Annotated in this window: 19 protein-coding genes and 1 riboswitch; of the genes, 13 read left to right on the forward strand and 6 right to left on the reverse strand. The window is 64.0% G+C overall.

The genetic code is table 11. The features are described from left to right. Positions 1–112: 112 nt before the first annotated feature. Genes BLW25_RS08315 through BLW25_RS08325 form a run of 3 tightly spaced genes read left to right on the forward strand, consistent with a single transcriptional unit; the run spans position 113 to position 5261 of the window. Positions 113–733, forward strand: coding sequence for a TetR/AcrR family transcriptional regulator (locus BLW25_RS08315; RefSeq protein WP_092898079.1), 621 nt, complete (start codon positions 113–115; stop codon positions 731–733). Positions 734–736: 3 nt separating this feature from the next. Beyond that, positions 737–1960 (forward strand): efflux RND transporter periplasmic adaptor subunit, encoded by a 1224-nt coding sequence (locus BLW25_RS08320; RefSeq protein WP_092898081.1) that lies wholly within the window; start codon positions 737–739, stop codon positions 1958–1960. A gap of 10 nt (positions 1961–1970) precedes the next feature. After that, positions 1971–5261 (forward strand): efflux RND transporter permease subunit, encoded by a 3291-nt coding sequence (locus BLW25_RS08325; protein ID WP_092898083.1) that lies wholly within the window; start codon positions 1971–1973, stop codon positions 5259–5261. Between the two features lie 75 nt (positions 5262–5336). Here BLW25_RS08325 and BLW25_RS08330 read toward each other — a convergent pair whose 3' ends face one another. From BLW25_RS08330 to BLW25_RS08345, 4 genes are all read right to left on the reverse strand, one after another. Beyond that, positions 5337–5729, reverse strand: a complete 393-nt coding sequence (locus BLW25_RS08330; RefSeq protein WP_092898085.1) for a Fur family transcriptional regulator — start codon at positions 5727–5729, stop codon at positions 5337–5339. A gap of 457 nt (positions 5730–6186) precedes the next feature. Beyond that, positions 6187–6705 (reverse strand): DUF2478 domain-containing protein, encoded by a 519-nt coding sequence (locus BLW25_RS08335; RefSeq protein ID WP_092898087.1) that lies wholly within the window; start codon positions 6703–6705, stop codon positions 6187–6189. Between the two features lie 66 nt (positions 6706–6771). Continuing rightward, positions 6772–7884: a 3-dehydroquinate synthase gene (aroB, locus tag BLW25_RS08340; protein ID WP_092898089.1), complete on the reverse strand. Its 1113-nt coding sequence runs from the start codon at positions 7882–7884 to the stop codon at positions 6772–6774. Positions 7885–7903: 19 nt separating this feature from the next. After that, complete coding sequence (locus BLW25_RS08345) at positions 7904–8446, reverse strand: shikimate kinase (protein ID WP_092898091.1); 543 nt, start codon at positions 8444–8446, stop codon at positions 7904–7906. 198 nt (positions 8447–8644) lie between these two features. On the opposite strand from BLW25_RS08345, the gene BLW25_RS25230 reads away from it, so the two are divergent. The 5 genes from BLW25_RS25230 (at position 8645) to BLW25_RS08370 (ending at position 13940) form a co-directional block, all read left to right on the forward strand. Continuing rightward, complete coding sequence (locus tag BLW25_RS25230) at positions 8645–8779, forward strand: hypothetical protein (RefSeq protein WP_092898093.1); 135 nt, start codon at positions 8645–8647, stop codon at positions 8777–8779. A gap of 79 nt (positions 8780–8858) precedes the next feature. Continuing rightward, positions 8859–10415 (forward strand): hypothetical protein, encoded by a 1557-nt coding sequence (locus BLW25_RS08355; RefSeq protein WP_092898095.1) that lies wholly within the window; start codon positions 8859–8861, stop codon positions 10413–10415. Between the two features lie 4 nt (positions 10416–10419). Next, complete coding sequence (locus BLW25_RS08360; protein ID WP_092898097.1) at positions 10420–11406, forward strand: site-specific tyrosine recombinase XerD; 987 nt, start codon at positions 10420–10422, stop codon at positions 11404–11406. 227 nt (positions 11407–11633) lie between these two features. Then, the gene (gene ctaD / locus BLW25_RS08365; RefSeq protein WP_092898100.1) at positions 11634–13304 is read left to right on the forward strand and encodes a cytochrome c oxidase subunit I; all 1671 of its coding nucleotides are present in this window, start codon (positions 11634–11636) and stop codon (positions 13302–13304) included. Positions 13305–13427: 123 nt separating this feature from the next. Then, entirely contained in the window at positions 13428–13940 is a 513-nt protein-coding gene (locus tag BLW25_RS08370) for a DUF2244 domain-containing protein (protein WP_092898102.1), read from the forward strand. A gap of 51 nt (positions 13941–13991) precedes the next feature. On the opposite strand, the gene BLW25_RS08375 is transcribed toward BLW25_RS08370, so the two are convergent. Then, positions 13992–14453 (reverse strand): GatB/YqeY domain-containing protein, encoded by a 462-nt coding sequence (locus BLW25_RS08375; protein WP_092898104.1) that lies wholly within the window; start codon positions 14451–14453, stop codon positions 13992–13994. A 195-nt stretch (positions 14454–14648) separates the two neighbouring features. Here BLW25_RS08375 and carA point away from each other — a divergent pair, with 195 nt between their 5' ends. Beyond that, complete coding sequence (gene carA / locus BLW25_RS08380; RefSeq protein WP_092898106.1) at positions 14649–15806, forward strand: glutamine-hydrolyzing carbamoyl-phosphate synthase small subunit; 1158 nt, start codon at positions 14649–14651, stop codon at positions 15804–15806. Positions 15807–15927: 121 nt separating this feature from the next. Continuing rightward, positions 15928–17901, forward strand: a complete 1974-nt coding sequence (locus BLW25_RS08385) for a glycosyltransferase (RefSeq protein WP_253188298.1) — start codon at positions 15928–15930, stop codon at positions 17899–17901. Positions 17902–17904: 3 nt separating this feature from the next. Here the strand turns inward: BLW25_RS08385 and BLW25_RS08390 are convergent, their stop codons facing one another. Next, complete coding sequence (locus BLW25_RS08390; protein ID WP_092898108.1) at positions 17905–18540, reverse strand: GntR family transcriptional regulator; 636 nt, start codon at positions 18538–18540, stop codon at positions 17905–17907. A gap of 205 nt (positions 18541–18745) precedes the next feature. On the opposite strand from BLW25_RS08390, the gene BLW25_RS08395 reads away from it, so the two are divergent. The 3 genes from BLW25_RS08395 (at position 18746) to BLW25_RS08405 (ending at position 21158) form a co-directional block, all read left to right on the forward strand. Next, complete coding sequence (locus BLW25_RS08395) at positions 18746–19396, forward strand: pyrimidine 5'-nucleotidase (protein WP_092898110.1); 651 nt, start codon at positions 18746–18748, stop codon at positions 19394–19396. Between the two features lie 187 nt (positions 19397–19583). Next, the gene (locus BLW25_RS08400) at positions 19584–19829 is read left to right on the forward strand and encodes a hypothetical protein (RefSeq protein ID WP_092898112.1); all 246 of its coding nucleotides are present in this window, start codon (positions 19584–19586) and stop codon (positions 19827–19829) included. Between the two features lie 114 nt (positions 19830–19943). Continuing rightward, on the forward strand, positions 19944–21158 hold the full coding sequence (locus BLW25_RS08405; protein ID WP_092898114.1) for a UbiH/UbiF family hydroxylase: 1215 nt from the start codon (positions 19944–19946) through the stop codon (positions 21156–21158). A 28-nt stretch (positions 21159–21186) separates the two neighbouring features. Further along, positions 21187–21265: riboswitch (SAM riboswitch) on the forward strand. The last annotated feature ends 24 nt before the right edge of the window (positions 21266–21289 follow it).

Raw genomic sequence — 21289 nt, forward strand, 5'->3', positions numbered from 1 at the left:
CTTCTGCCACAGTCCGGCAGGATTTGCACTTGCAGAGTCGCTTGCGGTCCGCATTATGAGAATGAACGTTCATTCACGCCCTGCCCCTTCCTGTGCCGCAAGAAAGCTCCTGATGGAATCCCCTGCCGTAACCGCACCGGGTCAGAGCCCGAACCAGCCCCGTACCGCCGGGATCCTCACCGCGATCCGCAGCACCTTTGCCGCGAAGGGGTTTGACGGCACCTCGATGAATGACCTCGCCCGCGCTGCCGGAATGAGCGTCGGTAACTTCTACCGCTACTTCCCGTCGAAAACCGCGATCGTCGAAGCACTGGTTGCCCAGGATGTCGATGAGGTGCGTGTGCAGTTCCAGGCCATATTGGCGGCGCCCGACAAGATGGCGGCGCTGCGCGCCGGCATCGCGCAGCATCTCGAAGAGACAGGCCCGGATGACTGCCGGCTGGCGGCTGAGATATCGGCAAGCGCGCTCCGGCAATCCGAGATCTCCACGACCTGCCAGCGGATGGAAGAAACCGTCTGCGACATGCTGCTTGAGGTTTTCGCCGCCGTCTCCGGGCTTTCTCCCGAGACATGCCGCGCGCGTTTCAGCTCGCAGGCCCGCTTTGTGGTCCTGGTGCTGCGCGGCTATGGCCAGCGCTCTGACCTGAGCCCCGACCCGATGCTGTCCCAGCTGATCCGGCGCAGCATTGACCAGATCCTTGACGATATCCCTCTCGCTCCTGCTCACGGTTGACCGATGCGCCAGCTTCTTGCGATTGCCGCCCTTGCCGCCCTGCCCGCTTTCCCGCTTCTGGCAGAAGACCAGCCTGCGCCCGGGATTGCCCTGCCGGCGATCCATGTCACCCCGGTCACGATGCAGGATCTAACCCAGCGCCTGATCGTCACCGGGCTGATCGCTGCGGTCGAAGAGGTCCAGGTGCAACCATTGATCGAAGGGCAGCCCATCGAGGAACTGCGCGCCGATATCGGCGACTATGTCGAAACCGGCGCGGTTCTGGCGGTGCTGTCTTCATCGTCGCTCGACCTCCAGCGCGCACAAAGCCTTGCGGGTCTGGCCCAGGCAAAGGCGGCGATTGCCCAGTCCGAGGCGCAGCAGATCGAGGCCCGCGCCGCGCGGGACGAGGCAAAACGCGTGTCCGAACGCACTGCCAGGCTTGAGGCTCAGGGCACCGCGACTTCGGCGGCCTCCGACAGCGCTTCGGCGGCGCTCCAGGCGGCCGAAGCGCGGGTTGATCTGGCGCATGAGACCCTGGCGGCTGCACAGGCTCAGGCCGATCTTGCGGCAGCGCAGCTTGCCAATGTCGATCTCATGCTGACCCGGACCGAAGTAACGGCCCCCTATGGCGGGCGCATCACTGCAAGGAATGCCACCATCGGCGCGGTCGCCTCGGCGCAAGGGATGCCGATGTTCGTGCTGGAAAAAGACGGCGCCCTGGAATTGCGCGCAGATGTGCCAGAGGCTGCGCTGCCCGCCTTGCGCGCCGGCCAGGCTGTGCACCTGCGCGCCGCCGGCCTCGCCGACATGCCCGGCGGCACGATGCGCCTGATCGAACCCGCCATCGACACCACCACCCGTCAGGGCCGCGCGCGGATCAGCCTGCCGCCCGAGCCCTCTCTGAGGACCGGCATGTTTGCCGAAGCGACGATAACGCTGGCGCAGGATCACCTGCCCGCCGTGCCGCTTTCGGCGATCAGCAGCAAAGAGGGCGGCGAGATGCTCCTGCGGATACGGGGCGGGATCGTCGAAGAGATCCCGGTGGTTGTGATGATCCGCGATCAGGGGTTTGCGGGGCTTGCGGCGGGCGATCTGCAGCCCGGTGATCTGGTCGTCACCCGCGCCGGCGCCTTCATCCGCCCTGGCGAGAAGGTCAATCCGGTCACGGGAGCATCACCCGCCGCAGCGCCGGCGCCCAAAAATCCGGCTCCCCGGGAACCGGCCAGCCCGACCCCGGCGCAGTGAGGACTATCTGATGAATTTCTCTGCCTGGGCGATCCGCAACCCCGTCGCGCCGATCCTTGCCTTTGTCCTGCTGATGGCGCTTGGCTGGCAAAGCTTCAACAGGCTGCCGATCACGCGCTTTCCCAATATCGACCTGCCGCTGGTCTCGGTCACCGTCGCCCAGGCCGGCGCCGCACCCGCAGAGTTGGAAACCCAGGTCAGCAAAGAGATCGAGGATGCCGTCGCCGGGCTGAACGGGGTGAAGAATGTCACCTCGAACATCTCGGACGGGCTTTCGACCACGCTGATCGAATTTCGTATGGAGATCCCGACCGAAACGGCGGTCCAGGACGTCAAGGATGCGATTGACCGCATCACCGGCGATCTGCCGGCCGATGTCGAGACCCCCATCGTCACCAAAGTCGATGTCGAGGGTCAGGCGATCCAGACCTTCGCGGTTTCCTCTCCGGCCATGACCATCGAGGAGTTGTCATGGTTCACCGATGACACGCTGACCCGCGCCTTGCAGGGCCGGCCCGGCGTGGGCCAGGTCAGCCGCTATGGCGGGGTCGACCGCGAGATCCGCGTCGATCTCGACCCTCTGCGCCTCGGCAGCTACGGCATCACTGCGCTTGCGGTCAGCCAGCAACTGGCCCAGACCAATGCCGATCTCGGATCGGGCAAGACCGAATTTGGCGGTGGCGAACAGGCGATCCGCACGCTGGGGAACCAGCAGACGGTACAGGGGCTGGCGGATGCGACCATCGCGCTGCCGAATGGCCGTTTCGTCCGCCTTTCCGATCTGGGCGAGGTCCGCGATGGTTACAGCGATCCGCAGAGCTTTGTGCGCCAGGACGGCAATCCGGTGGTGGCGCTGGCGGTCTACCGCTCGAAAGGCGCATCCGAGGTCTCGGTTGCGGCCACTGTGGCCGAGGCACTGACCAGGGTGCGTGCTGATCACCCGGAGGTGCAGATTTCCCTGATCGACGATCAGGTCTATTATACCCAGGGCAATTACCAGGCCGCCCTTGATACGCTGATCGAGGGGTCGATCCTTGCGGTTCTGGTCGTGCTGGTTTTTCTCAGGAACTGGCGCGCGACCTTTATCGCCGCGGTCGCGCTGCCCCTGTCGGCGGTGCCGACCTTCCTTGTGATGGATATGATCGGCTTTTCGCTGAATCTTCTGTCATTCCTCGCGCTGACGCTGGCGACCGGGATCCTCGTCGATGATGCGATTGTCGAAATCGAGAATATCGCGCGGCATATGCGGATGGGAAAATCGCCCTGGCGCGCCTCGATTGATGCGGCGGATGAGATCGGTCTGGCGGTGATTTCTACCTCTGCGACGATCATCGCGGTTTTCGTGCCGGTCTCTTTCATGCCCGGCATTCCCGGCCAGTATTTCATGCAATTCGGGCTGACGGTCGCGGTTGCGGTGTTCTTCTCCCTGCTGGTTGCCAGGCTGATCACACCGATGATGTCGGCCTATATCATGCGCCCGAAAGATGCCGACGGCCATACGGATGACCATCGGGATGGTCCGGTGATGCGCTTCTACATGCGGCTCGTAAGACTGAGCACCGGCCCTGCCCGCATGGGCCGCTGGCGCTTTCTCGCCCGCTACCTGACCCTGATCTTTGCCATCGTGCTGGTGACCGGATCGGTGATCGCCATGTCACGGATTCCCGGCAACCTCTTCCCGCCCGATGACGAAAGCCGCTTCACCATTTCGGTCGAACTGCCGCCCGGCTCGGGTCTCGCAGAAACCGACCGCGTGACCGACGAGATGCGCGCCGCCATCGCCCGGACCGAAGGCATCGAACATATCCTCGTCACCGGCGGCGCATCGCCTCTGGGCGACCGCGAACTGCGCCGCGCCACCATCACCGTGCTGCTGGAACGCCGCGATGTCAGCCTCCTGCGAAGGCTCTCAGATGTGATGGGCCAGCTGCCGCTGATCGGGTCCTGGGCCACATTGCCGCCTTCTGACACCCGCACCCGCCCCCAGGACGTGATCGAGGCCGAAGTCTTTGCCCGTCTTGCCACTCTTCCCGATATCCGCGCCTTCAAGCTCGGGGGCCCCGGAGGACCGGGCGGCCGCCCCCTCGCCTATGACATCCTCTCGCCGGACGCCGATGCGCTGAACAAGGCCATCGAACAGCTGGAAAGCGCGCTGACCGGCGAGCCGCTCCTGATGAATGTCTCAACCGAGGCCACTCTGCCCCGGCCAGAGATCCGCGTCACCCCCCGCCTTGACGAGGCCGCGCGGCTTGGCGTCACCACCGGCGCCATTGCGGCCACCCTGCGCACCGCGACCATCGGCGATTTCGATGCGGCTCTTGCGAAACTCTCGATCGACAATCGCCTGATCCCGATCCGGGTGCGGCTGAATGACGAGGCGCGCGGCGATCCGGACCGGCTGGCCGCGCTGAAGGTTCAGACCGCCACCGGCATTCTGGTGCCGCTGGCCTCGGTCGCCGATATCACCATCTCGCAGGGTCCGGCGCAGATCAAACGGCTGAACCGGCTCCGGGTCGCGCAGATCGGCGCCGACCTCGCCCCCGGCGTGGCCCTTGGCGACGCCACCGCCCGGTTCGAGGCGGTCACTGCGGCGCTTGACCTGCCCGAAGGCGTCATCCTGCGCCCCTCGGGCGATGCCGAGATCCAGGCCGAACTTCTCGACAGTTTCGCCAATGCCATGATCATGGGGCTGATGCTGGTCCTTTCGGTGCTGATCCTTCTGTTCCGCTCGGTCATTCAGCCGATCACCATTCTCGCCTCGCTGCTCCTCTCGGTCGGAGGCGTCGCCATCGCCCTGATCATCACCAATAACCCGGTCTCAATGCCGGTGCTGATCGGCATTCTGATGCTGATGGGGATTGTCACGAAAAACGCCATCCTGCTGATCGATTTCGCCATCGAGATGCGCGCGCGCGGCATGGAGCGGATCGCCGCCGTGGTCGAGGCCGGCCATAAGCGTGCCCGCCCCATCGTCATGACCTCGATCGCGATGTCGGCAGGGATGCTGCCTTCGGCGCTTGGCGTGGGCGAAGGCGGCACCTTCCGCGCGCCGATGGCCATAGCGGTCACCGGCGGCATCATCGTCTCAACGGTCCTCAGCCTCGTGATCGTGCCGGCCTTCTACCTGATCATGGACGATATCTCGCGCCTCTTCGCCTGGATCTTCGGCCGCCTGATCGGCAGCCCGGAGCGCGAACCAGAGGCCCCACCAGCCGAAGAACTTGCTGCCCGCATCGAAACCCTCAGCAAAAGGCTCGACAGCCTCACCCCGGCACGACACCGCAGCCACGCCGCCGAATAACCTTCCTCCTGGCCCGGATGCTCCGGGGGGAGGCCGAAGGCCGTGGGGGTCAGCGCCCCCAGCCTCGCTGGCCGCTCACACTTTGCGGCAGTAAAGCTCCAGCCGGTGATGGACGATCTCATAGCCCATCTCGGCCGCAATCCGTCGCTGCAGGTCCTCGATCTTTTCGCTGTGGAATTCGATGATCTCGCCGCTGTCGAGATCAAGGATATGATCGTGATGCCCCTGCGCCGCCACTTCGAACCGGGCCGAGCCGTTCTCAAATGAATGGCGATGGATCACGCCCTCGCGCTCCAGCACTGTCAGCGTTCGGTACACGGTCGCCAAAGACACCGTGTCATCGATCACCTGTGCGCGGCGGTGCAGCTCGGTCGCATCCGGATGATCGGCGGATTCGGTCAGGACCCGGACCAGCGCCTCGCGCTGCCGGGTCACCCGCACCCCGCCATCGCGGAGCGCCTGGGTCATTCTTGCTGCCTGATCGGAGTGTTTTGCTTTCATGCCAGGACCTTACCATGTCCGTTCTCAGATGGAAACCGCAGTTGAGAATCCATCCACAGCTTCCTCGCATCCTGGGCGCATAGCCGCCGCTCCGGATGCCTGTGTGCCTCGATAGGATCCATCCGCACCCTGCGCGAAGCCGGGAACCAGCTGAAGACCATACCGACAATGGCCGAAAGGCGAATGCCATCAGGACCACCAGCGGATCAGCCTCTGCAAGCGTTACATCCGCCGTCTGGAGCCCCACCGCGGCAGAGGACTGGATTGCGTCACGTCAGGATGCGTCATTCCGCCTTGCAGCACCTGGCCCGGATGCCGCAGGTCGCCGACCGGAGGCCGTGTCGCCGTATCACGGCGGGTGCCGGTCAAGAACGGTATCGGAGTTTCAGCCCCCGAGGCGAAGATTTGACCTTCCCCGACCAGCTCAGACGGTTGCGAGCCGGGCCTGATGCGCTTCCAGCACCCAGGCGAAAACCTGATCAGCATCGCGGGGCAATTCCTCGGCATGGCCGGCGGCGTAGTTCAGGAAGCCTTCGAGGAAGTGATCCGCCATGCCGCAGAGCACGGGCTTGCCATCCCCAAGCGCCTCGGCCACGGAATCGGCGAGACCATGGCCGTCGGCCTCCTGCTTGCCGAATTTATTGACCATCAGCACATCCGCCGCGCCAAGCCGCTGCGCCACGATCACCGCCGCCTCTTCCAGCGCCGATGTGTCGAGCCGGCAGCCGGTCGCCGCGTCACCGCGGTCAAGGCTGATGCGGATCTGCGGCCCTTCGGGCAAAACCCAGAGATCCATGTCGCTTTTCGTGCGCCCCGGGCGCAGCGTATTGATCTGCACCGTGCCCGCCGGGGTCAGACCATGCGCGCTCAGGCGGCGCGCAACGTCCTGGAGCAGGAGGTCGGTTTCGCCCTCGGGGCCAGCAGAAATATAGCCGAGCTTCATGGCAGCCTCTCAGGTCGATGCGTTATGTTTCAACAATTATATCGAACCTTTCTGGCAGGTAAAGCCTCAGCGCCGCACCAGCGCGTCCCGCAGCACCGAAAGCACCATATCCGGCGGCACATCATCGGCCACGAAAGCCTCGCCAATGCCGCGCGCAAGAATGAAGCGCAGCTTGCCGTCGACCACTTTCTTGTCCTGGCCCATCAGGCGCAAAAGCCCCTCGGCATCGGGAAGATCGCCTTCGATATCAGCCAGATCGGTCTTCATCCCCATCGCTTTGAGATGGGCGCGAACCCGGCTCGGCGCCTCCTGGGCGCAAAGCCCAAGCCGCTGCGACAGCTCGAATGCCAGCGCACAGCCGATGGCCACGCCCTCGCCATGCAAAAGCCGGCCGGAATAACCGGTCGCGTTTTCCAGCGCGTGACAGAACGTATGGCCGAGGTTCAGAAGCGCGCGCTCGCCTTCTTCGGTCTCGTCGCGCTCGACGATCCCGGCCTTCATCTCGACTGAACGCGTCACTGCCTTCAGCCGAGCCTCGCGGTCACCGCGCGCCAGCGCCGGACCCTCAGTTTCCAGCCAGTCAAAGAACAGCGGATCCCCTAGAAGGCCGTATTTCACCACCTCGCCATATCCGGCCAGAAAGTCGCGCGGTGTCAGCGTTTCCAGCACACCGATATCGGCCAGCACCAGTGAGGGCTGGTGAAAGGCGCCGACCAGGTTCTTGCCCTGGGGCGTGTTGATCCCGGTCTTGCCGCCGACAGAACTGTCGACCTGGGCCAGCAGCGAGGTCGGGATCTGCACGAACCGAACGCCGCGACGCAGCACGGCCGCAGCGAAACCGACGAGATCCCCGATCACACCGCCGCCAAAAGCGACCACGACATCTTTGCGCTCGACCTTTTGCTCCAGCAGCCATTCGACGGTCTGCGACAGAGAGCTCCAGGACTTGGTCGCCTCGCCCGCCGGCAGTGCCATATGGGACATTTCAATGCCGATAATGGCAAGACCGGCCCTTAGCCGTTCCAGATGCAGCGCGCCGACCGTCTCATCGGTGACCACGGCCAGCTTCTTTCTGCGCAGCATCGGCAGGATTGCCGAACCTGCATTATCGATCAGACCAGAGCCGATCCGAACCTCATAGGAGCGCTCGCCCAGATTGACCGGCACAATATTCAACATGTTCTTCTCCGGATTCCCGTCAGAGTTCTTCCAGCACATCGGGGCGCGTCACCAGCGCCCCGACGACCCGCGCCGCCATCTGTTCGACCGAAAGGCCGGCCGCCGAATCCACTTCCAGATCGGCAAGCCGGTAAGACGGCTCGCGCGCGGCACAAAGCTCCATAAGCGTCTGGCGCGGATTGGCGGTGCGCAGCAGGGGCCGCGTCGTCTTGTGCCGCACGCGCTGCCACAGGACTTCGGGCTCGGCCTTCAGCCAGACCGAGATCCCGTGTTCCGCAATCTGGTCGCGGTTGCGGACAGCCAGAAAGGCGCCGCCCCCGGTCGAGAGCACCGCCGGGCGGCCGCGCAACAGCCTGCCGATCACCTCGAATTCGCGGTCGCGAAAGAACGGCTCGCCATCGCGGTCAAAGATCTCGGCAATGCTGCGATCCGCTGCTTTGACGATTTCCTCATCCGAATCGACAAAGGGCACTTTCAGCAGTTTCGCCAGCGCCGTTCCGACGGCGGTTTTCCCCGCCCCCATCATACCGACCATGGCGACGGTCTTTTTCAGTCGATACATTGCCTTCACCATCGCGTGAACGCGGCGGGGATCACGGTAAGCCGCCGCGCTTTTCGTTCTCCAATGGCGTGATCTTGGCCGGAAAGCCATATATATTCACCCGGCGGGCAGACGATCAGGCGGGAAAAGGACCGGATCGGCAGGAATTACCTGTCCGCGAGGCAGCGCTGAGACAGGCGAATACAAAGGGACTGGTTTATGGGGCGGATTATCAAGGCATTGCTGGTTCTGGCGATTCTCGGCTTTGCGGCGCTGGCCGCCTATGCCTATCTCGTCGATATGACACCGACACCGGCCGAAGTGACAAAACCTGTGGTGCTGGATGCGAGTTGATCGCTTTTGCGCGCTGCTGCCGCGGGCGATTTCCCGATCCGCGCCGCATCCCGGCGCCGGGAGGGCTCTGCGCCGGCTGATGGCGTCGGGGGTCGTTGGCCTCGCCTGCAGCATGGGCAGCGCTCCGGCTTTTGCGGCCGGTGATGATCCGCTGTCGGCGATCGACTGGCTGTCACAATCAGTCAGCACGCCGGGCGCGGGCAAAGCAGGCAAACCTGCCGGTCCGGTCAAGACCATCGAGCCACCGGTGACCAGCGAAGGCGCGCTGCCGGTGACGGTGTCGTCAACCTCGCTCGATATCCCCTCGCCCGATTCCGTCGGGCTGATTTCCCCGGCGGTCTCGGGCCTGCCGCGCAATCTCTGGGGCGCGGGCCTCTCGGATGAGATTGCCCGCGCCGTGATCCGCGACCGGATGGAAAGCCTGCCGGCGCTCCGCCAGCTTTTCCTGACCATGTTGCTGGCCGAAGCCGATCCGCCGATTGACGCCGGCAATGACGGGCGCCTGCTTCTGGCCCGGATCGACAAGCTTTTGCAGATCGGCGCGCTGGAACAGGCAGCGGCGCTGATCGACATTGCAGGGGATGGGACACCCGATCTGTTCCGCCGCGCCTTCGACATCGCGATCCTGACCGGGCGCGAGGACAAGGCCTGCGAGAGGATGCAAAAGGCCCCGGGTCTGGCACCGACACTGCCCGCCCATGTCTTTTGCCTCGCCCGTGGCGGGGAATGGGATGCGGCCGCGCTGACCCTGACCAGCGCCGATAAGCTTGGCGATGTCGACAAGGCGCAGACCGCGCTGTTGTCGCGCTTTCTTGACCCCGATCTTTTCGAGGCCGATGCCGTGCCACCGCCGCCCAGCCCGGTGACACCGCTGGACTGGAAGCTTTACGAAGCGATTGGCGAGACCATGCCCACGGGGCGGATGCCCATTGCCTTCGCCTATGCCGAGATCGGACCGCAATCGGGCTGGAAGGCCCAGATCGAGGCGGCCGAGCGGCTGACCCGCGCCGGAACCATCGCCCCCAATGTCCTGCTCGGGCTTTATACCGAACGCGACGCGGCGGCGTCGGGCGGGGTCTGGGACCGGGTCGATGCGTTCCAGGCCTTCGATGCGGCAATGCAGTCGAAAGACAAGACCCGGATTGCAGCGACATTGCCGCCGGTCTGGGCGAGGATGCAGGAAGCCGAGCTCGAAGTGCCCTTCGCCTCGCTTTACGGCCCCCCCCTGGCGGCGCTGGATCTGCCGCCGGATGTCGCGCGGATCGCCTTCCGCATCGGATTGCTGTCACCGCAATACGAGGCCATCGCCAGCGCGCATAAGGCGCTGGACGAGACCGAGATCTTCCTGACGGGGCTGGCGCTTGGCGATATTACTGGGCTGCGTGCGCCGGATATGATGGGCCGCGCCATCGCCCCGGCCTTCCTGACGCCGGAAATCTCCGACGAGGCGCGTATGCTTCTGGAAGGGATGCGGCTTGGCGAGGCGATTTTGCTGGCGATTGAAGACATCCAGCGTGGCGTTGACGGCAATGTTTCGGGGGTGACACGCGGCCTGTCACTGCTGCGCAAGGTGAAGCTGGAAAATGTCGCCCGCCGCACCGCGCTGGAACTGATGATCCTCGAGCGGCGGGGCTGAGCCGATGACAGGCCCGACAGCTGGCACAAAAGGGGGGAAACCGCCGGTCAATCCGGCCTGGCGCTGGATCTCGACCTTTCTCGATGCCATCGCAGCCGAAGCTGGCGCGGCGCGCAATACCAGCCTTGCCTATGGCCGCGACCTCAGGGATTTCGCCGAATGGGTTGCGGCCGAGGGGCATGATATCGCGACGCTCGACCGTATGACCATCGAGGCCTATCTGGTCCATTGCGACGCCCAGGGGCTTTCGGCCGCAACACGCGCGCGGCGGCTCTCGTCGATTCGCCAGCTCTACCGTTTCGCTTTTGAGGAAGGCTGGCGCGAGGACAATCCCGGGCTGCGGATTTCCGGCCCCGGCAAATCGAAAAGCCTGCCGAAGACGCTTTCGGTCGAAGAGATCACCCGGCTGCTGGATGCCGCAGCCGGACATGGCCGCAGCCCGGCAGACCGGCTGCGCAACACAGCCCTGATGGAGCTGCTTTATGCCACCGGCATGCGGGTGAGCGAGCTGGTGACCCTGCCCCAGGCGGCAGTGCGCGGCAATCCGGCGATGATCCTTGTCCGCGGCAAGGGCGATAAAGAACGGATGGTGCCGCTCTCGCCCCCGGCGCGCGCGGCGGTTGCGGACTGGCTGACCGCGTTGGACACGCGCGAGGCCGCCCAGAAAGCCGCTGGCCAGCCCGTATCGAAATACCTCTTTCCGGGCAGTGGCGCAGACGGGCATATGACCCGGCAAAGCTTTTTCGTGCTGATCAAGGCCATGGCGGTTGCCGCCGGGATCTCGCCGGCAAAGGTCACTCCGCATGTGCTGCGCCACGCTTTCGCGACGCATCTTCTGGCAGGGGGCGCCGATCTGCGGGTGATCCAGACGCTTTTGGGTCATGCCGATCTGGGCACCACCGAGATCTATACCCATGTGCTGGAAGATGAGCTGAAAGACCTCGTCTATAATCACCATCCGCTGGCGAAACTGCCGGGAAAACCTGGCTGATCCGTACGGGTCATGCCCCTGCCCCCCACGGCTGAGACACGAAAACCCGGCACTTCAGTGTGTTCGTGCCACAGGCCGGGCCCTGCCTCCTGGCGAATTTGATCCTGATCAATTCATCGTTGCGGCCCTTCGCCGCGCCCGCTAAACACGGATCAGCAAGGGAATGAGGCCCCAGCCACTGGCGTAAGCCCGGGCGTGGGGCCGAAGTGCAATAGCGGGAGACGCCTATGGCGGATGCAGCCATCCACGGGCATGACCATGACAAGCGCGGATTTTTCGTCCGCTGGTTCATGTCCACCAACCACAAAGATATCGGGATTCTCTATCTGTTCACGGCGGCAATCGTCGGGCTGATCTCGGTCATCTTCACCGTCTATATGCGGATGGAGCTGATGGAGCCGGGCGTACAGTATATGTGCGCCGAAGGAATGCGTCTGACCGCAGCGGCGCCCGGAGAATGTACTCCGAACGGCCATCTGTGGAACGTGACCGTCACCGCGCATGGCATCCTGATGATGTTCTTCGTGGTGATTCCGGCGCTGTTCGGCGGTTTCGGCAACTATTTCATGCCGCTGCAGATCGGCGCGCCGGATATGGCTTTCCCGCGCATGAATAACCTCTCCTACTGGCTCTATGTTGCAGGGACCGCGCTGGCCGTGGCCTCGCTCTTTGCGCCGGGCGGTGACGGGCAGCCGGGATCGGGCGTGGGCTGGGTGCTTTACCCGCCGCTTTCGGAAAAAGAAGCCGGTTTCTCGATGGATCTGGCGATCTTCGCTGTTCACCTGTCGGGGGCTTCCTCGATCGTCGGCTCGATCAACATCATCACCACCTTCCTCAACATGCGCGCGCCTGGCATGACCATGCATAAGGTGCCGCTGTTCGCCTGGTCGGTCTTTGTGACCGCCTGGCTGATCCTGCTGGCGCTGCCGGTTCTGGCTGGTGCAATCACCATGCTGCTGACCGACCGTAACTTCGGCACATCGTTCTTCGTGCCCGAAGGTGGCGGCGACCCGATCCTTTACCAGCATATCCTGTGGTTCTTCGGCCACCCGGAAGTGTACATCATCGTGCTCCCGGCCTTTGGCATCATCAGCCAGGTCGTGGCGACCTTCGCGAAAAAGCCGGTCTTTGGCTATCTGCCGATGGTCTATGCGATGGTCGGGATCGGTGTTCTGGGCTTCGTCGTCTGGGCGCACCACATGTATACCGTCGGCATGTCGCTCTCGCAGCAAAGCTATTTCATGATGGCGACCATGATCATCGCAGTGCCGACCGGCATCAAGGTGTTCAGCTGGATCGCAACCATGTGGGGCGGCTCGGTCGAATTCAAAACCCCGATGCTCTTCGCCTTCGGCTTCCTCTTCCTCTTCACCGTTGGCGGTGTGACCGGGGTTGTGCTGTCGCAGGCACCGCTGGACCGTGGCTACCACGACACCTATTACGTCGTCGCCCATTTCCACTATGTGATGTCGCTGGGCGCCGTCTTCGGGATCTTTGCCGGGGTCTATTTCTGGATCGGCAAGATGTCGGGCCGCCAATATCCGGAATTCGCAGGCAAGCTGCATTTCTGGGCGATGTTCATCGGCGCGAACCTGACCTTCTTCCCGCAGCACTTCCTTGGCCGTCAGGGCATGCCGCGTCGTTACATCGACTACCCGGTGCAGTTCGAATACTGGAACTACATCTCCTCGATCGGCGCGTTCATCTCGTTTGCTTCGTTCCTCTTCTTCATCGGCATCGTGTTCTACACCCTGTTTGCAGGCCGCCGCGTGACCGAGAACAACTACTGGAACGAATATGCCGACACGCTGGAGTGGACCCTGCCCTGCCCGCCGCCGGAGCATACGTTCGAAACGCTTCCCAAGCGTGAGGACTGGGACCGTTCGCACAGCCACTGAGCGGATGTGACAATCCTGAATCTGAAAAGGCCCCGGAGATTTCTCCGGGGCCTTTGCCTTTGGCGGCGACGCGGTTTATGCGACAGATCAGACGATCAGGCATAAGTTCAGTTCGGATCCGCCATGCCCTATCACTGGTCAAGGCCCGCAGACGGGCCGGAACATCTGCACCTGGTGCCCTATTCCGCACTGAGCCGGCCGGGCTTTGCCTGGTTCATCGGCGCCACTGCCGCGCTGATCGCGCTGCCGCTGCTTTCCGTGATTGCGACGCCGGTTTTCTGGGGGCTGCTGCCATTTCTTCTGATCACACTGACGATGATCTGGCTGGCGCTGAAACGGTCCTGGAGCGACCGTAGCATCACCGAAGATCTGCAGCTGAGCCGGGATCATATCAGCCTCACCCGGCGCGGCCCGCGTGGCCGGGTCCAGAACTGGGAGGCCAATCCCTATTGGGTCAGCGTGCATCTCTGTCCGAATGACGGGGAAAACAGCGGGCCGGTGCCGGATTACCTGACCCTGCGCGGCAGTGAACGCGAGGTTGAACTCGGCGCCTTCCTCACCCCCGAAGAGCGCCGCAGGCTCGCGCAAGAGCTGCGCGAGGCGCTGGCCCGGGCGAAAGCTGCCGACCGGGCCTGATCCTCAGAAAACAGAGCCGGGGCCGGGCTGGCTCCGACCCGGAACCTGGCCTCAGGCCAGCCTGGCGCGGATCGTGGCACCGACCTGCGCGAAATCCATCTGGCCGGTGTATTTCTCTTTCAGCTCCGCCATCACCCGGCCCATATCGCGGATCGAATTCGCGCCAAGCGCTGCGATGGTCTGGTCGATCACCGCCGCCGCTTCTTCGGGATCCATCTGGCGCGGCAGGAATTCCGAGATCACCTTCACCTCGGCAAGTTCCTTTTCAGCCAGCTCCAGCCGGCCGCCTTCCTCATAGATACGGGCGGATTCCTGGCGCTGTTTCACCAGCTTGCCCAGCAGAGCCAGCAATTCGCTGTCCGCGACGCCCTCATCGCCACGCCCCTCGCCGCGCGCTGCAATGTCACGATCCTTGATCGCGGCATTGATCAGCCTGAGCGTCGAGGTCCGCGCAGAATCGCGGGTCTTCATCGCCTCTTTCATCGCCTCATTCAGGCTGTTGCGCAGGCTCATCGCGGGGCTCCTTCTCGGTCCGGCGTCTAATCTGCCATGCGGCACCGATTCCGGCAAGTCACCACCTTTGAACCAAGACACTGATTTTTCACAACAATATCAAAGACCCCAAAGCCTTGACCCTGCCCTGGCAGAGGCATAGGTTGCGCCCGTTTAGCCAGCACACCAGAATCCTCTCACGCTCCGGAGCCAATCATGCCGCATGCAGCACCCCGTCCTACTGCCTGTCTTGTGCTGGCGGATGGCACGCTCTTTTATGGCTACGGCTTTGGCGCGACCGGCGAGACGGTGGCAGAGCTCGTTTTCAACACCGCAATGACCGGCTACCAGGAGATCATCACCGATCCCTCTTATGCGGGCCAGGTCGTGACCTTCACCTTCCCCCATATCGGCAATACCGGCATCACGCCCGAGGATGACGAAACCGTGGCCCCGGCGGCGGCGGGGATGGTGGTGAAATGGGATCCGACCGAGCCCTCGAACTGGCGTGCAACCGGCGATCTGAGGTCCTGGCTGGCAAAGATCGGCCGGATCGGCATTGGCGGCATCGACACCCGCCGCCTGACCCGCGCCATTCGCCAGCAGGGCGCCCCGCATGTGGCCCTCGCCCATGACCCGGAAGGCAGGTTCGACGTCGAGTCGCTGGTGGCAAAGGCCCGCGCCTGGAAAGGTCTTGTCGGCCTTGATCTGGCAAAAGACGTGACCTGCCCGCAAAGCTACACCTGGGATGAGAAACGCTGGGCCTGGCCCGAGGGCTATACCAAACGCACGGCCCCGGGCCCGAAAGTCGTCGCCGTCGATTTCGGCGCGAAAAAGAACATCCTGCGCTGCCTCGCCTCGACCGGCTGCGAAGTCGTGGTGCTGCCGGCCTCGGCCACGGCCGACGATGTTCTGGCACATAAACCGGATGGCGTGTTCCTGTCGAATGGCCCTGGCGACCCTGCAGCGACCGGCGAATATGCCGTGCCGATGATCAGGGGCGTCCTTGAGAAAGATCTGCCGGTCTTCGGCATCTGCCTCGGCCATCAGATGCTGGCGCTGGCGCTTGGCGCCCAGACCCGCAAGATGAACCATGGCCATCACGGCGCCAACCATCCGGTGAAAGACCTGACCACCGGAAAGGTCGAGATTACCTCGATGAATCATGGCTTTACCGTCGATGCCGATACCCTGCCCGAAGGCGTGATCGAGACCCATGTCTCGCTGTTCGACGGCACCAATTGCGGCATCGCCATCAAAGACCGCCCGGTGTTTTCGGTGCAGTATCACCCCGAAGCAAGCCCCGGCCCACAAGACAGCTACTATCTCTTCGAGCGTTTCGCGGCCGAAATGAATGCGCGCCGCGCCCTGTGAGGGTACAGGCCCGGAGTATTCCGGGCCCGACCAATCAGACTTAACCGCCCGTTAACTGATCCCTGCGCAATCTCGGGCCCGGAAGTGACCCGGGATGCGCAGTGCGATGACGGTTCGGCATTTGATCAGTATCGGTGGCGCCTCGCCCCTGGACTTGGGGTATGAGACTGTCACGCCGCGAAAAGCGCGGTGGAACGGATCCCTTCGTCAGCCCTGCGGCCTTCACGCGGACGTCACACAGGACCGGCCTACGCGCTCTGACGCGCGGCCGGATCCTTTCGCGATTGCACTCCTGCGCCATGGGCTGATCCGGCCCGAACAACCCGGCTCTGCGGCTTCGGCACGGCACAGTTCGGCAGCAGGTGATTGCGTTCCGCCGCATGGCACCCTGGCCGAAGATGATCTCCTCGCCGCAGCCCGCGACCATTTCGGCGCGCCGTTTGTCGATCCGCTGTCCCCACCACCCGAAGCGGCCGCGATTGACCGGCTCGGGCTTGGTTTCTGTCAACGGCATGGCATTCTGCCCTTACGGCGCGCCGGGGCAGTGACGATGGTCGCAACTTCGCGACCCGAGGCTTTCGCCCGGCTGCGCCCGGTGATCGAGGCACAGATCGGCCCGGTTCTGATGGCGCTGGCACCTGCCGCTTCCATCGCCCGGGCGCTGATGCTGGTGCGCGGCTCACAGATTGCCCATACCGCCGAGACCAGGGTGACGGCCGATCTCTCCTGCCGCGACTGGGGCGGGATCGGGCTCAGGCTGATCGCCGCCGCAATGGCGGCCAGCCTTCTGGCAAGCGTTGCGAATTTCCCGATCAGCACCGGGCTTTCACTGTTGTTTTTGGCGCTTGGCTCGATGGTGCTGTCGACGCTGATGAAACTGGTCTGCGCGATCGCCACCCTGCGTCACCGCCCCCTGCCCCCGCCTTGCCCGGCGGCCGGGCCGCTGCCCGGGGTCTCGCTCCTTGTTGCACTCTATCATGAAAGCGATATCGCGCCGCGCCTCATACGACGGCTGTCCCGGCTCGATTATCCCCGCGACCTGCTGGAAGTGGTGCTCGCGGTCGAGGCGGAAGACCATTCGACCCGCGCCGCGCTGGAAAACGCCGGCCTGCCGGCCTGGATGCGGATCGTTGTGGTTCCGCCGGGCCGGGTTAAGACAAAGCCACGCGCGCTGAATGTGGCACTTGACCACTGCCAGGGCGCGATTATCGGCGTCTATGATGCCGAGGATGCGCCCGAAGCCGATCAGATCCGCCGCGTCGTCGCCCATTTTCGCCAGAGCGATTCGGGTCTCGCCTGCATTCAGGGGGTGCTGGATTATTATAACCCGGCGACCAACTGGATCGCGCGCATGTTCACCATCGAATATGCCGCCTGGTTCCGGCTGATTCTGCCTGGCGTGGCACGGCTCGGGCTGATGGTGCCGCTCGGGGGGACAACGCTGTTCTTTCGCCGAGATGTGCTGGAAGAGCTTGGCGCCTGGGATTCGCATAATGTCACCGAAGATGCCGATCTCGGCATCCGGCTGGCGCGCGCCGGCTACCGCACCGGGCTTTTGTCAACGGTCACCCGCGAAGAAGCCAATTGCCGCCCCTTCCCCTGGGTCAGACAGCGCTCGCGCTGGATCAAGGGCCATATGATGACCTGGATCGTCCATATGCGCAGTCCGCTCAGGCTCTGGCGCGAGGTCGGAACCCGCGCCTTCCTCGGCTTTCAGGTGATGTTCCTCTGCGCCGCGCTGCAAACGCTGCTGGCACCGCTGCTCTGGAGCTTCTGGATCATCGCTCTGGGGTTTTCGCATCCCCTGGCCGAAGCCCTGCCCGCAGGCCTCACCTGGGCGATGCTGGGCGCCTTCCTGTTTTCTGCGGCGGTCGATTTCACCCTCGGCTGGCTGGCGTTGAAACAGGCCGGGCACAGGATCTCGAAATTCTGGGTCTTCACCCTGCATTTCTACCAGCCCCTCGCGACCTTCGCCGGTCTCAAGGCGCTGTGGGAGCTGATCACCCGCCCGTTCTATTGGGACAAGACCAGCCACGGGATCTTCGATACTGTAGAGGCCGGCTGCGGTGCTGGCCGCAAGAAACCCTCAGGATGAGGTTCAGCGCAGTTTCAGCTCGCCCGCCTCAACCCTCAGACGCGTCTCAAAGGCCCGGCTGATATGGGTTTTCAGCGCGGTCCAGGCACTGTTTTCGTCACGCGCCGCAATCGCCGTCACAATCGCCTCATGTTCCGTGAGGGCGACCCCGTCCCGCCCCTCGGCGGCGAAAGAGGTCTGTGCCATCAAAGCCATCGAACGGTGCAGAAGATCCAGTTGCTGCACCAGAAAACGGTTATGGCTGGCAAGATGGATCTGGCGATGAAAGCGCTTATTCGCCCGGCTGAGCGCCGCCGGGTCCCCGCCAAGCAGCGCACGGTCATCGGCGACCATGCTTTGCAACACGCGGATTTCCTCTTCCGTCGCGTGACGCGCCGCCAGCCGCGCGGCAAGGCCTTCGAGTTCCGTCCTGACCGCGTAAAGCTCTGCCAGCTGATTATGATCCAGCGTCGCGACGATCAGGCTGCGCCCGTCGCGTTTCAGCATCGATTGCGTCTCGAGCCGCTGCAACGCCTCGCGCACCGGGGTCCGCGAGACCCCGAATCGTTCGGCCAGCTCGCTTTCAACCAGCCGCTCGCCGGGCCGGAACTCACGCGCTTCGATCGCTTCAAGGATCAGCGTATAGGCGTCTTTCTGCACTGGACCCGCTCCTGTTCGCGCATCATCGCGGCGCCATGATCTCGCCCCGGGGCCAACACAGCCGGCCAGAAAGCGCACGCCCCGCAACCCTGGCCGGGAACCCTAGAGGCGGGAACGACGGCAGGCAAGCCCGCCCCGTCCCGAAGCCTCGCGACTGCGCGCAAGTTCCGGCTGCATCCCGCCCGCGTCCATGCTAAGAAAGCCCATGCCAAACGAAGCTTTCAGCAATATCAGCACCTGGGTCTTTGACCTCGACAACACGCTTTACCCCGCCGGGGCCTGCCTCTTTCCCCAGATCGAGCGCAAGATGACCGATTGGGTGATGCGCAATCTTGGCCTCGACGAGGCCAGCGCCGATGCGCTGCGCCATGGGTACTGGCAGGAACACGGCACCACGCTTGCCGGGCTGATGTCCGGCCATGATATTGATCCGTCAGATTTTCTGGCCTTCGTGCATGATATCGATTTCTCGGGTCTCTCCCGCGACAATGCCCTTGCCCACCGCATCGCCGCGCTTCCGGGTCGGCGCATCGTTTTCACCAATGCCGACACGCTTTATGCCACCCGCGTGCTGGAACGGCGCGGCCTTTCCGGCCTGTTTGACGCGATCTATGGCATTGAAGAAGCCGGATATTTGCCAAAACCACGCCGCGATGCCTTTGATTGTATCGTCCGGCTTGACGGGTTCGACCCTGGGCGTGGCGCGATGTTCGAGGATGATCCGCGCAACCTGCTGGAACCGCACCGGATGGGGATGCGCACCGTCCTCGTCGCCCCCGAGCCGCTGGTTGAGGACCATATCCATCACAATACCGGCGATCTGCGCGACTTCCTTGACCGGCTTGCGGCCGGCTGAACCCGCCCCCGGCGGGGCCGACGGGACGCGAGGCAGATTGACGCAGTGCGACACCACGCCCCGCCCCTGCGGCCTGTCCGGCGGATGAAAGCCCGGTGGAAATGCGGTATATCCCAATCAGTCATTGAAGATACGGCTTTCGCCCCCCCCTCTCCGGGGCGGCCAATGCCGTCAGAGGGATCCCGCCATGTCCGACAGCCTCACCCTTGCAGCCCGCCCGGCGCGCCGCAGCCTTATCAGCCGTATCCCGCTGATTGGCCGGATCGCGCGCGAGATTGACCAGGATGTGAACAATTTCTTCTGGCTCCTGCCGGTGGTCATCCTTGGCCTCGTGCTTGGGATCAAGTTTTGGGGCATGGCTGCGCTCACCATGCTGGCGCTGGCCCTGGTGCCGGTTGTGTTCGCCTTTTTCATCGCAATCTCCTGGCCCTGAACGACCGCCTGCAAACGCCCGCCCGGGCGACATCCTGTCCACTGGCCCCGCGCGGGCCGAAGGCGTAGACTGGCGGCCGAAGCAGCCAGAGGGTCCCGAGGGAGTGAAACCGGCATGAAACGCGCGGAAACCGGAATCCTGATCTCGGGCGGCGGTATTGCCGGGCTGACGGCGGCTGCAGCTTTTGGGTCGGCCGGGTTCGACGTGATCTGCGTCGATCCGGCCCCGCCGCCGCAATCCGAAGCGGCAAATGACGCCGATCTGCGCAGCACGGCCTTTTTGCAGCCCTCGGTTTCGGTGCTGGAAGAGGCCGGGATCTGGCAACGGCTTGCCCCCCATGCGGCGGCATTGCAGGTGATGCGGATCGTCGATTCCGGAAAGGCAGATCCGGGCAGCGCGGATGCGACGGCCCGCACCATCCGCGATTTCGACGCGGCTGAAATTTCCGACCAGCCCTTCGCCTGGAATCTGCCGAACTGGCTTTTGCGCCGCGAGATCGCTGCAAGGCTGGCCGAGCTTCCGAATGTGACCTTCCGCCCGGGCATCGGCACGAAAGGCCTGATGACCCGTGACAGTGAGGCGCTGGTCACGCTTAGCGACGGATCCCAGGTCGCGGCGCGGCTTCTGATCGCGGCGGACGGGCGGCATTCTCCGATGCGTGAGGCGCTGAATATCCCGGTGAAAACCATCCGGTACGGGCAAAAGGCCCTGGTGTTTTCGGTCACCCATGATCTGCCGCATGACAATATCTCGACCGAAGTGCATCGCTCAGGCGGGCCGTTCACGATGGTGCCACTGCCCGATCGCGACGGGCGCCACGCGTCCTCGGTTGTCTGGATGGAACATGGGCCCGAGGCCACGCGGCTTGCCGCCCTGCCCGAGGCCGAGTTCGAGGCCGAGATGAATGCGCGCTCCTGTGGCATTCTGGGCAGGATGCGGCTGGTGACAAGGCGCCTTGTCTGGCCGATCATCAGCCAGGTGGCGCAGCGGCTTTCGGGACAGCGCGCGGTTCTGATGGCCGAAGCCGCACATGTGGTGCCGCCCATTGGCGCGCAGGGGTTGAATATGTCGCTGAAGGATCTGCGGGTGCTGCTGGATCTTGTCAGAGGATCTGGCGGCGACCCGGGGGCGCAGGGCATTCCAGACGCCTATCACCGGGCGCGGCACGGCGATATCACGCTTCGGGTCGGCGGCATCGACATGCTCAACCGCGCCTCGATGGCCGGCGCGCCGACGCTGCGCGCCCTGCGCAGCGGTATGCTCGAGATGCTCTATGCGCTGCCGCCGGTGCGGCAGGGGCTGATGCGCGCCGGGCTGGGTGTGTCGTGACGGTTGACCCTGGACTGAGCGAGGCGTAAGCAAGTGCCGTGGCGATTTGTTGACCGGATTGCGGGCCACGTTAAATAAGCCGCTAAAGAGGTGACGGGACGTCTTCGCCCTGCCGCGCTTTCCGGTCATTG

Source organism: Rhodobacter sp. 24-YEA-8, assembly GCF_900105075.1.
GTDB lineage: Bacteria > Pseudomonadota > Alphaproteobacteria > Rhodobacterales > Rhodobacteraceae > Pseudogemmobacter.